At 38.6% G+C, this 14,960-nt stretch carries 13 protein-coding genes; 10 read left to right on the top strand and 3 right to left on the bottom strand.

The genetic code is table 11. The annotated features are described in order from the left end of the window. The first annotated feature begins 255 nt into the window (after window positions 1-255). From ACPF64_RS07480 to ACPF64_RS07450, 7 genes are all read left to right on the top strand, one after another. On the top strand, window positions 256-1,134 hold the full coding sequence (locus tag ACPF64_RS07480) for an MlaA family lipoprotein (RefSeq protein ID WP_426455917.1): 879 nt from the start codon (window positions 256-258) through the stop codon (window positions 1,132-1,134). A 111-nt stretch (window positions 1,135-1,245) separates the two neighbouring features. Continuing rightward, a complete protein-coding gene (gigA, locus tag ACPF64_RS07475) occupies window positions 1,246-2,214 on the top strand; it encodes an RsbU family protein phosphatase GigA (RefSeq protein ID WP_005044699.1) in 969 nt (322 codons plus the stop codon). A 102-nt stretch (window positions 2,215-2,316) separates the two neighbouring features. Beyond that, window positions 2,317-2,838 (top strand): anti-anti-sigma factor GigB, encoded by a 522-nt coding sequence (gigB, locus tag ACPF64_RS07470; protein ID WP_002117273.1) that lies wholly within the window; start codon window positions 2,317-2,319, stop codon window positions 2,836-2,838. Window positions 2,839-2,864: 26 nt separating this feature from the next. Then, complete coding sequence (locus tag ACPF64_RS07465) at window positions 2,865-3,689, top strand: carbon-nitrogen hydrolase family protein (protein ID WP_426455916.1); 825 nt, start codon at window positions 2,865-2,867, stop codon at window positions 3,687-3,689. 14 nt (window positions 3,690-3,703) lie between these two features. Further along, window positions 3,704-4,078 carry a DUF4951 domain-containing protein gene (locus ACPF64_RS07460; RefSeq protein ID WP_151744283.1) on the top strand — a complete coding sequence of 125 codons (375 nt, stop codon included), beginning with the start codon at window positions 3,704-3,706 and terminating at the stop codon, window positions 4,076-4,078. Between the two features lie 165 nt (window positions 4,079-4,243). Continuing rightward, complete coding sequence (locus ACPF64_RS07455; RefSeq protein ID WP_003655075.1) at window positions 4,244-4,681, top strand: MarR family winged helix-turn-helix transcriptional regulator; 438 nt, start codon at window positions 4,244-4,246, stop codon at window positions 4,679-4,681. An 88-nt stretch (window positions 4,682-4,769) separates the two neighbouring features. Then, the gene (locus tag ACPF64_RS07450; protein WP_003655074.1) at window positions 4,770-5,201 is read left to right on the top strand and encodes an organic hydroperoxide resistance protein; all 432 of its coding nucleotides are present in this window, start codon (window positions 4,770-4,772) and stop codon (window positions 5,199-5,201) included. 58 nt (window positions 5,202-5,259) lie between these two features. Here the strand turns inward: ACPF64_RS07450 and gspE are convergent, their stop codons facing one another. Then, on the bottom strand, window positions 5,260-6,750 hold the full coding sequence (gspE, locus tag ACPF64_RS07445) for a type II secretion system ATPase GspE (protein ID WP_004641278.1): 1,491 nt from the start codon (window positions 6,748-6,750) through the stop codon (window positions 5,260-5,262). Window positions 6,751-6,846: 96 nt separating this feature from the next. Here gspE and ACPF64_RS07440 point away from each other — a divergent pair, with 96 nt between their 5' ends. Both ACPF64_RS07440 and ACPF64_RS07435 read left to right on the top strand, forming a co-directional pair. Continuing rightward, window positions 6,847-7,668: a hypothetical protein gene (locus ACPF64_RS07440; protein ID WP_151744286.1), complete on the top strand. Its 822-nt coding sequence runs from the start codon at window positions 6,847-6,849 to the stop codon at window positions 7,666-7,668. A gap of 9 nt (window positions 7,669-7,677) precedes the next feature. Further along, complete coding sequence (locus ACPF64_RS07435; RefSeq protein ID WP_045435174.1) at window positions 7,678-8,595, top strand: mechanosensitive ion channel family protein; 918 nt, start codon at window positions 7,678-7,680, stop codon at window positions 8,593-8,595. Here the strand turns inward: ACPF64_RS07435 and ACPF64_RS07430 are convergent. Further along, window positions 8,585-11,389 carry a DUF2339 domain-containing protein gene (locus tag ACPF64_RS07430; RefSeq protein WP_426455915.1) on the bottom strand — a complete coding sequence of 935 codons (2,805 nt, stop codon included), beginning with the start codon at window positions 11,387-11,389 and terminating at the stop codon, window positions 8,585-8,587. The genes ACPF64_RS07435 and ACPF64_RS07430 overlap by 11 nt on opposite strands. Window positions 11,390-11,543: 154 nt before the next feature. Here ACPF64_RS07430 and polA point away from each other — a divergent pair, with 154 nt between their 5' ends. Further along, on the top strand, window positions 11,544-14,315 hold the full coding sequence (gene polA / locus ACPF64_RS07425) for a DNA polymerase I (protein ID WP_426455914.1): 2,772 nt from the start codon (window positions 11,544-11,546) through the stop codon (window positions 14,313-14,315). A 54-nt stretch (window positions 14,316-14,369) separates the two neighbouring features. Here polA and ACPF64_RS07420 read toward each other — a convergent pair whose 3' ends face one another. Beyond that, entirely contained in the window at window positions 14,370-14,939 is a 570-nt protein-coding gene (locus ACPF64_RS07420; RefSeq protein ID WP_003655065.1) for a YggT family protein, read from the bottom strand. Window positions 14,940-14,960 lie beyond the last annotated feature (21 nt).

Below are 14,960 nucleotides of genomic sequence, written 5' to 3'. Positions count from 1 at the left end.
ATTCCAAGTAACTGTTTTTCAACAAGTTTCTATCTGCATCACCGCCGATGGATGTGCATTATAGAGGATTAATAACCCTTTGCAATATCTTTTTTAAATTAATCATATCGCATGGCTACTTTTTAGCCATTTTAGCATATTATCTATATTATTTGATCAATTTTACATTGATAATAGGTTATCGATTTTGTATTAAAACATATCTCCACCCAACTGCACATTAAGTATTAGCCTGGCTGGCGGTTAAGGAATTATATGAATTATTCTAATTTAATTTTACTAAGCGTGTTATCTGTAGGTGTTTGTACCTCTATATATGCTCAAGAAAACACGATAAGTGAATCTCCTAATGCTAACTCAGCAGCAGAAGTTGGATCTCATCATGTTCGATCACAAATTATTAATGATTTAAAAAATATTAAAGTTAAAGATTTAAAAATTAATGCAAATGCAGCACAACCAGATCCTGTAAAAGATCCTTTGCAATCTCTGAACCGTCCAATTTATTCTTTTAATGACATGTTGGACCGAAACTTTTTGCGTCCTGTTGCAGTTCAATATAAAGAAAAAACACCAGAAGACGTACGCGGTTCTTATCGCCAGTTCCGTAAAAACCTAGGAGAACCATGGAATGCTGTTAATCAGCTTATTCAAGGTCGCCCGAGTCGTGCAGCAAAAACTTTAGGTCGATTTACAATTAATACCTTAACTACTCTTGGTTTGGCAGACCCAGCCAGCCGCCTAGGTTTACCAACTGAGGAAGAGAATTTTGGTGTAACTCTCGGTTACTATGGTGTGCCTTCTGGTCCATTCCTTATGCTACCTTTCTTTGGGCCGAGTACTTTACGTGATGGTTTTGGTTTGGCAGTAGATGCCCAAGCTCGTCCACAAAAATATGTTATGGATGATCAAGACGGTATTTATTGGTCGAGTAACTTATTACAAGCTGTTGATACCCGTGCTCAATATCTGGACTTGGATCAAACTTTACAGGGTGATCAATACGCTATGATTCGAGACTTGTACCTCCAACGTAAAGCATTCCAGATTGCAGAGAAAAAGGGCGACTCAGCTGATGTGTCTTTTATTGATGATGACTCAGAAGATACACCGGATGAGAATCAAAACCCTTAAAAGATGAAATCAAGGTATTGCTTGGATTGAGAATTCGGCAATACCTTGATTTTGATGATACATACTCTATGATGAATAAAGTGATCATATAAAAGGACTACCATATCTTCTATGTATTTTATTAAACCGACACGCTCTATCCCTTATTTAGAGCAAGCTTTGGATAAACTACCAGGCTTACAAGTCATTAACATAGATGATTTAGACTTATATGATCCAACCATTATTGCAATTGCAGATGTACAAGATTTCCTGACTTTTAAGTGGAATTTACCGACTATTGTAATTGCCTTTGAAAATGAAGGTGGCGCTTTAGCTCATGCATGGGAAGCAGGTGCTCTTGCAGGTTGGGTATGGAATCAACTACCTAACGATTTAAACAAAGCCTTATCAAGAATTGATGCTCAATATAAGCGTAATCAAGATAGCCGTGACTTACCTTCGGCTGCTGAATTGCAAAAACGATTATTACCAAACCCCATCGATTTATTAAATTATGAAGTCGAAACTTTCTTTCAGCCTTCGGCTTATCTTTCCGGTGATTGGTATGACTATTGGAAATTAAACGATAAAGAGGTTTTATTTTATCTTGCAGATGTTTCAGGTCATGGTGTAACGAGTAGTTTGCTAACATCATGGATGGCAGCTTTCCATGGTCGATCTAAAACCCCAAGACAATTAATTAAAAAATTAAACGGGATGTTGGTTCAAGAAAATATTGAAAAGCACATTACGATTGTTGTGGGTATTTTAAATCTTGAAACGCACACTCTTCGTTGGTCAAGTGCAGGGCATTATCCCCCTCCTATCATTTTTGAGCCCAATCAAGCACCTAAAATTCTAACAACGAGCAGTTTTCCATTAGGTTTAACTGATGAACTCGAAGTTGAAGAACATATTTGTACACTAAATCGCCATGCGCGCTTCATTGTTTGCTCTGATGGAGCCCTCGAACCCTTTGATGGTGGTTTGAATGATCAGTTCCAACAATTGGTCCATCATTTGCAAAATCAATCATTTCAAGCACCCGATCATGTGGCCGATGATATTGCTATCTTCAGTCTTTGTCGAATGAATTAATTTACGAATCAATTAATTACATAATATACGACCTAAGGACTCTTGAGTCTGAGATGGCACTATGTGATAATTTTTCTATCCTTCTCTGAAAATGGCATTTATATGTCAACAGGTCATGTTGAATATGCAAGCTTAAATGGAACGCATATTTTCAAACTTATTGGTGAAGTGCGAGCCCATTCTTGTATAAGTCTAGACAAACTTTTAAACAGAATTGAACAGCAAGAGAATGTTGTTGGTGCAATCGTTGATTTAACCCAAACAACATTTATTGATAGTACTGTGTTAGGTATCTTAGCTAAGCTAGGTTTAAAGCTGAAACAGACTCATCATATTCAAGCTGTGATGCTATCTACCAATCCAGATATCACAACCTTAGCCAACAGTATGGGGCTAGGGCAGGTTTTTGTCATTTTGAATTATTGTGGTGATCCTAATGTTTGTACGTTAACGTTAACAGATGAACAAATCACTCATAATGCAATGCTAAGAACTGTTCTGGATGCACATAAGACATTGATGAAACTCAATGCAAACAATCAGAATATGTTTGAGCCACTTGTGAAGCAGTTACAGAAAGAACAAGATACGCTTGAGCAGGTATCGGATAAGCAAAATGCCTGATTTTCACGATTAAGCCGGATTAGAATATGACTCTTGTTTCTGTTGCTCAAATGAACTCTCAAGATGATATTGAAAATAATTTTCAAGTCATTGAGTCTTTGATTAAACAAAGCAAGGCGCAAAATGCTAGCCTGATTGTTTTCCCTGAAAACTTTGTATGTTTTGCTGCTGGAAAACAACGTGAAACTGCTGAGCAATTTGAATCTATTCAACAAAGGCTTGAGCAACTAGCACATCAATATCAAATCTGGATTGTGGCTGGGACCTTACCATGTCCATTCCGTCCAGATGGATCTACGATTCAAGATGGTCGCGTCCGAACCGTTAGCCTCTGTATCAGTCCTGAGCGTACAGAAGCACGTTATGACAAGATCCATTTATTTGATGTACAAGTTGGTGATGCGGTCGGTGGTTATCAAGAGTCTCTTTTCTTTGAACCAGGAACAGACGTAGTAGTCACATCTACCCCTTTTGGCAATATTGGCTTAATGGTATGTTATGACTTACGTTTTCCAGAGCTTGCTCTAACACTAAGACAACAAGGCGCTCATCTTCTTACTGCTCCTGCTGCATTTACCTACACAACTGGACAAATGCATTGGCAACTTCTGCTACAGGCTCGAGCAATGGATAGCCAATGTTATGTTTTAGGTGCAGCACAACAGGGCTGGCATGGTGAAAAACGACAAACCTGGGGACACTCTGGGGCAACAGATAGTCGTGGTCAAATTTTAAGTATGATTGGATATGAAGGGAATGGTTTAATCACTGTACCTTTTGATTTAACAGCACAAGATCTCGTCCGCTCTTCAATGCCTCTAATGACACACCGTAAATTGATTCACTATTAAAAGTTTAATTATTCATGTGGAAATACTTATTTAGCTTTTTTTGCTTGGGGGCAAATATTCATTGTTATGCAGAGTTTGGTACAACGAATCATTTCGTTTCACCAACCGCACAACTCAAATCAGATATTCTTCCCTCTACTCCTAAAGATATTCCTTTGCCTGCATTTGGCCAAAGAATAATTGGATGGGGAACTGGCGCAGAAGGTGCAAGACAACGTTTAGAAAATATTCAACCAGCAGATGTTTCTATGATTAAAAAACAAGGAACAACACTTGAAATGATTACTGCTTGGCAAAATTTTTATGAACAAGAGCAACAACGTAGTGTAAATAATCCGACTGCTAAATATCGTGCACGTTTAATGAAAAAAATTGCAGATCTATGGTAGACAATTTTATCTAAAAGATTTTTATCTTATGGAATAATTGATTTAATTATTCCATTTTTTATGCCCCTTAATTTACTTTATTCATAACCTATTCTTATGAACATTTAAGAAACTGAATAGAACGCGATATACTACAAAAGCAATATTAGTTTCTTTGAGGAAGATATGGACCAAGACTGTAAAAACTTAAAGCTTGAGAATCAACTATGTTTCCTCGTCTATTCAACAAATTTAGCTCTTAATCAGCTCTACCGAAAACTCCTAACGCCTTTGGGTATTACTTATCCTCAGTATTTGGTGATGTTAGTTTTATGGGAACAGGATGAAGTTACTGTTTCAGAAATTGGTGCTAAGCTTTTTTTAGAATCATCAACTCTCACCCCTATTCTGAAAAAATTAGAAGCCCTACATTTTCTTCACCGCACTCGCTCAACGCAAGATGAACGCCAAGTTATTATTACGTTAAGCGATGAAGGAAAAAAATTAAAAGATCAGGCAATGAATATTCCAGCCGAAGTACTAGATGCAAGTTCATGCGATATGACAACGCTACTGGACCTAAAAGATCAACTTACTAAACTCCGTACAAACCTAGTCAAATAAACAGCAATTTTTTCAAAAAATATACTTGTCAAAATATTTAAGTCGTGTACGATATATTTGTATTCAATTTATTTTGGGAATAAAAACGATGTCATTAGAAAAAGTTGTTTATCGCGCAAAAGCTAAGGCAACCGGTGGTCGTGATGGCCGCGCAACCTCATCAGACGGTGTATTAGATGTACAACTTGGCGTACCTAAAGAAATGGGTGGCGCTGGTGGTGCTGTAACAAATCCTGAGCAATTATTTGCAGCTGGTTATTCAGCATGCTTTTTAGGTGCTTTAAAATTTGTTGCAAACCGCGATAAATTTAATATTAGCAAAGATGCGTATGTAGAAGGCGAAGTAGGTATTGGTCCAATTCCTACAGGTTTTAGTATTGAAGTAACTTTAAATGTTTACTTAGTTGGCATGGACCGTGAAGAAGCTGAAAAATTAGTTGCAGCAGCTCATATCGTTTGCCCATATTCAAATGCAACTCGCAATAATATTGATGTGAACTTTAATATTGTGACTGAGTAATTTTTTAAGTTTAAAAAAATGCCCGAATCTTATCGGGCATTTTATTGCACGTTACAAATTATGCTTCACTTGCTTCATTGGTTACTCGAAGCACTTCTTCGAGTGTAGTTTTACCTGTAAGTACTTTGCGTAAACCATCATCACGAATAGAGCCAGAGTACTGACGAGCATGATTTTCTAATTCATATTCAGCCGCATTTCCGTGAATCTGACGGCGCATAGAATCATCAACAGGCACGATTTCATAAATAGCTGTACGCCCATTAAAACCTAAATGTGAACAATGATCACATCCTTGAGCCTGTGGTAACTTCAACATAGACTCACTATGAATATGCTGAAATACCTGCCTTTCGAAAGTATCTGCTTCACGCCATGTCATACAATGTTGGCATAAGGTACGAACCAAACGTTGAGCAATCACTCCAATTAAAGAGCTCGATAATAAGAATGGTTCAATCCCCATATCTTTAAGTCGGGTGACCGCACCAATAGCTGTATTGGTGTGCAGCGTAGATAAAACCAAATGACCTGTTAGTGATGCTTGTACTGCAATTTCTGCTGTTTCTAAATCACGAATCTCACCAACCATGACTACATCGGGATCTTGACGCAACATTGCCTTTAGAGCACGAGCAAAAGTCATATCCACTTTAGTATTGACTTGTGTCTGCCCAATACCTTCAAGTTGATATTCAATCGGATCTTCAGCTGTCAAAATGTTACGCGTATTGTCATTTAGATCCGATAAGGCTGCATACAAGGTCGTCGTTTTCCCCGAGCCTGTAGGACCTGTTACTAAAATAATGCCATGGGGACGATGTACGAGTTGAGTTAAACGCTCATAGTCATTTGCCATCAGACCCAAATGGATCATATTAAGACGACCAGCTTGTTTATCAAGCAAACGCATTACAACCCTTTCACCATGCGATGAAGGTAAAGTCGAAACACGTACATCTACTTCACGCCCAGCAAGACGTAAAGAAATGCGGCCATCTTGCGGCACCCGTTTTTCCGCAATATCGAGTTTTGCCATGACTTTAATACGTGAAACCAGCAAAGGTGCCAACTCACGGCGTGGCTGTACAATTTCACGTAATTGACCATCTACACGCAATCGTACAGATAATTTCTTTTCAAAAGCCTCAATATGAATATCAGAAGCTCCTACCCGTATTGCTTCTGAAAGTAGCGCATTAATAAGACGAACAATTGGGGCATCATCTTCTTGGTCCATCAGATCTTCTGTTTCTGGAACTTGATCGGCCAAGCTTAATAAATCAGGATGATCTTCTAAACCTGCTGCAACTTCTTGTGACTCCCCCGTATCTCGCGCATAACTTGTACTAAGCAGTGCATTAAATTCTTGTTCAGTACATAATTGGTAGTGAGCTGGCTTACCTAGAATTCGTCTTGCTTCCTGCAATGCAATTTTTTCAGTATTTTGACGTCTAATAATAAATACTTGATCACCGTCATAACGAAATAAAACACCATGACGCTTGGCAAAACTATATGGAACTTGTATTTGTTTCAATATTTGCATCACAATTTATAATGATGAGTAAGATGATTTTGAGTGTACTCTAAGCAGATTACAGCGTGAAGTCTGTTTAACAACTCGGTAGAGGAATTTTACGTCTTGTTTGAAAATAATGAATATCAGCCTCGTCCCCAGAATTCTTTAAAATGGTGGGGCGAACAGCACTTTGAAATTAATCAGGCTAAAGCATGGCAATTCGGTTCAATGCTTTTTCGTCTAACGCGCGGTATAAAAGAATGGCGTATCGAATATTATCGCCCATCTCTTCAAGACGATAATGAGCAAGATTGGCACCCAATCGCAGATCCGAATTTTGCCTTTCCGCATACCGTTCAAGTAGAACGCTACATGTTCCGGAAAACTAATCCAGAATTTCTACTTATGCCACGTCTGGCAGACCGTTCCGTAGTAATTAAACCCGTTGATCCTATCTACATTCCAGCGGGACAACGCGGAACTCTTTATATCAGTACACCACTATGGATTGCCGGTTTAGTTGAAAGTCAGCATGAGCCTTTGTTTGAAATTCCTCTAATTCAGCCCAAAGATACATGGTTTGGTCCAAATGCCCAGCAAGGCGAAATCTGTTATGCCACTTCGGTAGATGGACGTACCGATTTGAACTTATTAACACCCCGTGCATTTCGTGCCGTTACTCCAATTGATTTTCACAATACCAGTAATCATCAATTGCGTTTTGACCGCATGAATGTACCAGTTACCGCCCTGCCTCTTTTTTATAGTGAAAGTACGGGGCGTTTATGGACTTCTCAAATTAAAGTTTATTATGAAGGCTCTGATCGTCCCGCACGCATTCGTATTGAAAACCGCACTCCACCACTTGCGGGTGAAGTGACCTATGTTCATCCACCACGTTCACCTGGTGGAGCATTATTCAATATGTTTGATTCATTCTTTTAAGAGGTTTATATGGCTGATACAAGTATTCCTAAGGATATCGCTGATAGCCTCACCAGTATATTTACCAATATCAATACCGAACGTATTAGTGAAATTTTAGTCGGTGTTGTGCTCTGTTTTATTGGTTTTGTTCTTGCCCGTATTATTTCAAATACATTTATTAGAACCATTGGCTCACGTTTTAATGCTCATCAACGTTTGGTGTGGCGGCGCGGTATTTTCTATTTTATTTTCTTACTCTTCATTATGACGAGTTTAAAAGAAGCTGGTTTTAAACTCAGTGTATTCCTTGGCGCGGCAGGGATTCTAACAGTAGCACTTGGTTTCGCATCGCAAACGTCTGCCAGTAACTTAATCAGTGGTTTATTTTTAATTGGTGAAGGTTCGTTTGAAGTCGGTGATACGATCCAGATTACTCTCATTCGTGGAAATACGATTGAAGGTGAAGTGATCTCGATTGATTTGCTCTCTGTAAAATTACTTACACTCGACAATGTTTATATTCGTCTGCCAAACGAACAGCTTATTCGTGCGCCTGTACACAACTTATCTAAATACCCAATACGGCGTATTCCAATTACACTTGCAATTAACTTCCATGAAGACATCATTAAAGTTCGCGAAGTTCTACTGAATGTAGCAGCGCATTATCCGCTTGTGTTAGATGACCCAAAGCCTGCTGTTACAGTTACTGCATTCAGAGAATCATCGATTGAGCTTTTATTCACGATGTGGTGTCGACAAGAGAACTCTTTAAAAGTTCGGGATGAAATGCAAGAAAGAATTCGAAATGGATTTTTAGATAACCGAATTGAAATTCCTGTTCCTAAAATGGGATTGATTGATCGACCATCTACTGTTTTTGCTGAAGATGATATCGATCAATACACTAATCAAAATGAGTTAAAACGAGAGCCTAAAGCTTAGGCTCTTCATTTTTCTGTACAGCGGATGACGGTGGTAATGGTGCAATATAAGCAATAATTAGCATTACCCCACCTGCTCCAATAAATGAAATGACCCGAGTTAAAGTCGCACTTTGCGATAGATCAAGTAAAATTAGTTTTAATACGACAATTCCTAAAAGCGCAGCACCCACAAACCACAATTGACGAATCATTTTTCGACTTGAGAATGTGGTTAAAATGAACGCTAATACGACCCAAAGTAATGTCAAACTTAACTGTACTACGCCATTTGTCCAAATTGCAGCGCTCCATAGTGGCGTCGCCCAGTAATGGTGCAAACCTCTGACCACCACACTACTGAATACTAATAATCCCACTAGAATTGTTGTAATTTTAAAAGTCCACTCAAGCGATTTATCTTGATCAAAAGCATGTTGATAGATAATAAAGAGAAGACCTGCAAATACTGCAATTGAAAGGAAGTCAGTTAAGTTGAACAAAGGAACAAAATAAAGGTACTCAGCAGAATGAATATCAACACTCACCGCAAGCAACCAGAGTAGACTTAAACACCACACTGGAATTTGATGTAACAAAGCAGTTTTATGAGACTTATATGCCCAGAGTGAATAAACTACGGGTACAAAAGCCAGAGCAACAAGTGGCATTTGTGGAAAGATCGCCAGCCCCACCGTTGCTAATGCCGACCAACTTAAACCAGCCCAGACCTTTAAAGATCCAAACTGACCTGATTGCGGTTGAGCCATAACGAATAAAGAACTAAGAAGCGTTGCTGTGATGAGAAAAGTACCCTGCTGTAATATACTCGGCCATTTAAACATGGTGAATACTTGGCTGGAAAAGACCTCACCAAAAATTAACAACAGTAACAGGCTAACTAAAATTAACTGCAAACTTTGCCATTGCACACGTAATTTATAGTGCACGACTAAACTAAATATTGATAATAATAGTATCGCAATCATCAAATATGGACTTAAGTCGTGATGTTGCCATGTCAAAATTTCTATACCAGCGATAGCACCTGCATACATCCCTAAGCACAAGAAAATACCGCTAAACATACTGGCACTAAAATAGTGTTGCTCTTTGCTGTTGTACTGCAACAAATAGAAGGCTGAAATAAATTGAGCAATTGCATAAATGCTTGTGCTTAGAGTCGGGAACTCTGCATTCGCCCAAATCTGATAAAACAGTGCAAGAGAGCTGAGTAAGACTAAAACTACACCAATATATCGGCTTAAACGGTAGCGCTCAGTTACTCCCCATACAATGAGGGCCGTACCTTGAGCAACCCAACCAATTGCAGTCCAATGTGCCCCTTTCGCAAGTGGAAAGATTAAAGCAAAGAATGCAACGGCAAGAATGAAAAAGCTTTTTGCTAGTACTGAAAGTTGAGGATGACTCTTTTTGATCCAGAAAGTTAATACTGCATAGGTACCCGCTAATACTGCAGCACCAATCGTCAACGCTTGTGTAGACTCATGAACTAAATAGGCATGTAATGTAAAACCTAATACTGGAACACTAAAAATAAGACCAACATCCAACAAAGGGGGTAAACGAATGCCTTCTTGTTGTTCACGTGCTGAAACTCGAGATATATTTTGGCTATAACGAACACTAAGCCAAATAAACAGGGCTATATGTAGCCATAAAATCCAGTCTAATGTGTCAAATTTTGCTGGTTCTGCATAAAATGCGATTGCCGTACCACCAATAAACATCGTGGCAAAGAAAGCGATTTGATTTAAGATTTTCCAAGGTTGAATAAAATTAACGGCGGCAACCGCAAGATTAATAACCAAATAGTAGCTGAATAAGAAAACCACATCAGGGTGATATTGCGGAATCACCAATGGGGCAGCATAAGCCATGCCGAGTGCTAAAATTGCCAAATAAATAGCTTGTTGTTTTAAACTCAGGAATACCGTAATAGCTAATAAGATCGTAAACAGAATACTCGCTGTAGTTAGATTGGCAATCACACCAAAATGATGCGAGAACACAAGTGTTAGGAACACAACTGCTAGCCCTACACCTTGCAATGCCACAGCAAAAAGCTGATTTTTCTTTTGTAAGGTATATCCAAATGCGGTTAATACACCTCCAGCAATAGCGATAAATCCAAGTTTCACACCTAAACTCAGCTGCCAGTGTTCACTTGCAAAACGCAGTAATAACACTACCCCAACCATGAGCACAGCAACAGCAACTCTTAAAATTGGATTACCATGGACCATCCAGTCGACTGCTGGTTGCCACCATGCAGTTTGTACAGGAACTAGATTTTCTTTTTGATCTAAAGTGTTCGTTGCAGGTATAGCTGGCTTGATCATATTGTTTGGATCAATTGGCTCTAGTACGGGTGTTACAGCATCTGTATTTACAACTTCATTTACATGAACAGTTTGTTTTGCTGACTCGATATACAACAGTCGAGTATGAAATGCACTAATCATTTGGACCAAACATAACAATAAAACTAGTAATGCACCGCCAGCAATCCACATCCAATGATTCATATAAGCAACTAATGCAACCAAAGCGGCTGCATAAATTGCTGTTGTTTGCATATGAATAGAATAAAGAGAAGTTGCTTGATGAGAAAACTGTTGTTCTAAATGTGTCAAACGCTGATGCAGATTTGACAATAACTGAACCAGTACTACCACGAGTGCAATAGATAAAACAACAACGGCACTATGAAATTTAAAACCAATTGATATGGCTAAAAACAAAGTCAAAGCGATCAAAACAATGATCATTCCCTGTTTGTCTTTTTTATACATGGGCTTAGCAATATGACACCTTCATTACATGTCATCTTACTTTAAGCAAATACAAGCGTATATTTATACATACAAAATACTGCAAAAATCATAAATCTGCATTCATATCCGTTTTCACGTAAAATACCCGTAATTCAGATTAAGGAATTGTTCAATGCCACCATTTGTCTTGGTTGATGGGTCCTATTTTTTATTTCGTGCATATCATGCATTACCACCATTGACGACCTCTACAGGGTTACATACCAATGCAATACGTGGAGCAATTTCTGCGATTCAAAAATTGATGCGTCGTATGCAACCTACGCATATGGCTGTAATTTTTGATACCCCCGAACCAACCTTCCGTCATAAGCTTTCACCGATCTATAAAGGTGACCGCCCGAGCATGCCCGAAGAGTTGTCTCAACAAATTCCATATTTACATGCATTGATTAAAGCTCAAGGTATTCCTTTATATAGTCTCCCTGGCGCAGAAGCAGATGACATTATCGGTACACTTGCTAAACGTGCCGTACTCGAAGGACACCATGTTCTTATCTCGACTGGAGATAAAGACATGGCTCAATTAGTTAATGATCATGTAAAGTTAGAAGATAGTTTTAAAGATCGGGTAATGGACACCGATGGTGTTTTTGAAAAATTTGGAGTTTGGCCAAATCAGATTATCGACTACTTGACTCTGATGGGCGATGCATCTGACGGAATTATGGGTGTACCAGGTGTAGGAGCAAAGACAGCAGCTAAGTTACTAACTGAATATGGCACGTTGGACAATATCATTGCCAATGCAGACCAACTTAAAGGCAAGATTAGCCAGAATATCAAAGATAACTTAGACAATATTAAGCTTGATCATCAGTTAGCAAGCATTGTGTGCGATCTTCCTTTAGAACTCGATTGGCATGAATTAAAGCTTATCGACCCAAATGTTGATGCTTTGCGCAACCTATATACTGAGCTTGAATTTAGAAATCAGTTACAGTCGCTTGATCATCCAAATAATCCGAACAGCTCTAGCTATAAACAACAAGTTTCACAGGTCGTAGTTCAAGATGAAGTTAAACCGGCTGATTCTATAGAAACTGAAGATCAGGCAAGCTTAACCAGTCAAGATGACCAACTTGGAACCGCCAATTACCACACTGTTTTAACTCAAGAAGCATGGGATCAACTCTGGCAACGCATGCAAAATTCCGATCATTTTGCCATTGATACAGAAACTACAAGTCTTGACTATCGTATTGCGGAGATGGTCGGTTTTTCAATCGCCTTTGATGCACAAGATGCTTATTATGTTCCTTTAGCGCATACCTATGAAAATGCTCCACAGCAACTGAACCGTGAGCAAATTCTGGCTCAAATTAAACCTGTACTAGAAAATGAAGCGGTTAAAAAAATTGGCCATCATCTTAAATATGATGCACACATTTTTGCGAACCACGGCATTGAGCTAAAAGGCTGGTATTTCGATACCATGTTGGCATCTTACGTATTGAATGCGGCAGCGACTCGTCATGGAATGGATGATGTTGCTCGTGTCTACTTAAGTCACTTAACAACGACTTTTGAGCAAATTGCCGGCAAAGGTGCAAAGCAGAAAACATTTAATCAAATTGAGATTGAAGTCGCTGCTCATTATGCAGCAGAAGATGCGCATGTGACCTATCGTTTGTATGAAGTACTTTCAAATAAACTTAAGCCATTCCCTGAGCTAGAAAATATTTTATATAACATCGAAATGCCAGTTGCACGAATTTTGTCAGGCATGGAAGAAAATGGCATTCGTTTAGATCATGCATTCCTAGATAACTTAAGTGTTGAATTTGCAAAAACTATGGAAGGTCTTGAAAATCAAGCCATGGAAATTGCAGATGAAACTTTTAATATTGCTTCACCTAAACAAGTAGGCGAAATTCTATTTGATAAATTAGGAATCAAAGGTGGTAAAAAAACCGCAACTGGGCAATACAGTACAAGCGAAAGTGTTTTAGAAAAAATTGAACATCCTTTAGCGGAAATTATTTTAGAACATCGCGGATTGGCAAAACTAAAGAGTACTTATACGGACCGTTTGGTTGAACAGTCTCATAATGATACGCATCGTGTACATACGAGCTATCATCAAGCTTTAACAGCAACAGGCCGCCTCTCCTCTTCTGATCCTAACCTACAAAATATTCCAATTCGTAGACAAATTGGTCGTCAAATTCGTAAAGCATTCATTGCACCAGAAGGCCGAGTTCTATTGGCTGCCGATTACTCGCAAATTGAACTACGTTTAATGGCACATTTTTCTCAAGATGATGCTTTAGTACATGCATTCCAGCATGGGCAAGATGTTCACCGCCGTACTGCTGCCGAAGTATTGGGTATTGCAATTGAAGATGTGACTAATGACCAGCGTCGTCAAGCCAAAGCAGTAAACTTTGGTCTACTTTATGGTATGTCTGAGTTTGGCTTAATTCGTCAATTAGGCTTCACACGTCAAGAATCGCAAAACTATATCAAGCAATATTTCCAACGTTATCCTGGTATCTATGAATATATGCAACGCACGCGTCAAGTTGCATCAGAGCAAGGATTTGTTGAAACCATTTTAGGTCGTCGTCTTTATACACCTGATATTGATGCACGAAATGTGATGGTGCGTAAGGCTGCCGAACGTGCTGCGATCAATGCACCTTTACAAGGTAGTGCAGCTGATATTATTAAACTTGCGATGATTGAAGTAGATAAAATTCTACCGAAAGATCAGGCAAAATTACTTCTTCAAGTACACGATGAATTAGTTTTTGAAGTAGATCAAAACATTGCTGATGAGCTTTCTAAGCAAATTGCAAATGTCATGGAATCAGTTGTAGAAATTTCTGTGCCTTTAGTGGTTGAGGTAGGACAAGGTCTAAACTGGGATGATGCTCATTAATTAACAGAAATAAAAAAAGGGCTGTGAAATACAGCCCTTTTTTATTGAGTCAGCTTAAAGTCCTGTTAATAGAACTTTCGCTACTTCATTCATTAATATCTCGGCAATATAGAGTGCCAAAAATGCCAAAATTGGAGATAAATCAATCATTCCCATATTAGGCAATAAACGACGGAATGGTGCGAGTAATGGTTCAGCCAAATCTTGAATCACCTCAATATAAGGTGAACGCGATTGAGTGAACATAACAACCCAACTCAAAATGATTGTTGCGAAAATTAAATAACGGCAGAAACGAATCAAGTCCTGAATCATGGTTACAAATGTCAGAATCAGTAAATGAATCGGACTATTTGGCATAGAACCAGAAAGATACATCACACCGAAAATTTTCAGTAAATACAATGTAATTAAAAGAACCAACGCAGCCAAATTAAATCGGCCTTTTGCGACCGTCGGAAAAATTCGGCCAAAAATATCAACAATCTTAGTCGCTTTTACGGTCGATAAAACCACAGGATTATAAGGACTTACTGCCGCTAATTGCATTAAAAAACGGAAAAAGACCAATAAAATCGCGACATTAATTAAAATTCCAAAAATTAGCGCAGAATTTGCACCCATAGTTGTCTTATCCTATTTAAG

Origin of the sequence: Acinetobacter sp. KB005, from assembly GCF_049949095.1 — a bacterium.
In the GTDB taxonomy this organism is placed as follows: Bacteria; Pseudomonadota; Gammaproteobacteria; order Pseudomonadales; family Moraxellaceae; genus Acinetobacter; species Acinetobacter calcoaceticus.
This window is presented reverse-complemented; position numbering and strand designations above follow the sequence as displayed.

What these genes read in the sequence shown, in the direction of transcription:
- gspE (WP_004641278.1), bottom strand. Translation starts at nt 6,750, where the DNA reads ATGCAAATATTGAAACAAATACAAGTTCCATATAGTTTTGCCAAGCGT.
- ACPF64_RS07430 (WP_426455915.1), bottom strand. Translation starts at nt 11,389, where the DNA reads ATGTATAAAAAAGACAAACAGGGAATGATCATTGTTTTGATCGCTTTG.
- ACPF64_RS07480 (WP_426455917.1), top strand. Translation starts at nt 256, where the DNA reads ATGAATTATTCTAATTTAATTTTACTAAGCGTGTTATCTGTAGGTGTT.
- gigA (WP_005044699.1), top strand. Translation starts at nt 1,246, where the DNA reads ATGTATTTTATTAAACCGACACGCTCTATCCCTTATTTAGAGCAAGCT.
- polA (WP_426455914.1), top strand. Translation starts at nt 11,544, where the DNA reads ATGCCACCATTTGTCTTGGTTGATGGGTCCTATTTTTTATTTCGTGCA.
- ACPF64_RS07460 (WP_151744283.1), top strand. Translation starts at nt 3,704, where the DNA reads ATGTGGAAATACTTATTTAGCTTTTTTTGCTTGGGGGCAAATATTCAT.
- gigB (WP_002117273.1), top strand. Translation starts at nt 2,317, where the DNA reads ATGTCAACAGGTCATGTTGAATATGCAAGCTTAAATGGAACGCATATT.
- ACPF64_RS07455 (WP_003655075.1), top strand. Translation starts at nt 4,244, where the DNA reads ATGGACCAAGACTGTAAAAACTTAAAGCTTGAGAATCAACTATGTTTC.
- ACPF64_RS07435 (WP_045435174.1), top strand. Translation starts at nt 7,678, where the DNA reads ATGGCTGATACAAGTATTCCTAAGGATATCGCTGATAGCCTCACCAGT.
- ACPF64_RS07450 (WP_003655074.1), top strand. Translation starts at nt 4,770, where the DNA reads ATGTCATTAGAAAAAGTTGTTTATCGCGCAAAAGCTAAGGCAACCGGT.
- ACPF64_RS07420 (WP_003655065.1), bottom strand. Translation starts at nt 14,939, where the DNA reads ATGGGTGCAAATTCTGCGCTAATTTTTGGAATTTTAATTAATGTCGCG.
- ACPF64_RS07465 (WP_426455916.1), top strand. Translation starts at nt 2,865, where the DNA reads ATGACTCTTGTTTCTGTTGCTCAAATGAACTCTCAAGATGATATTGAA.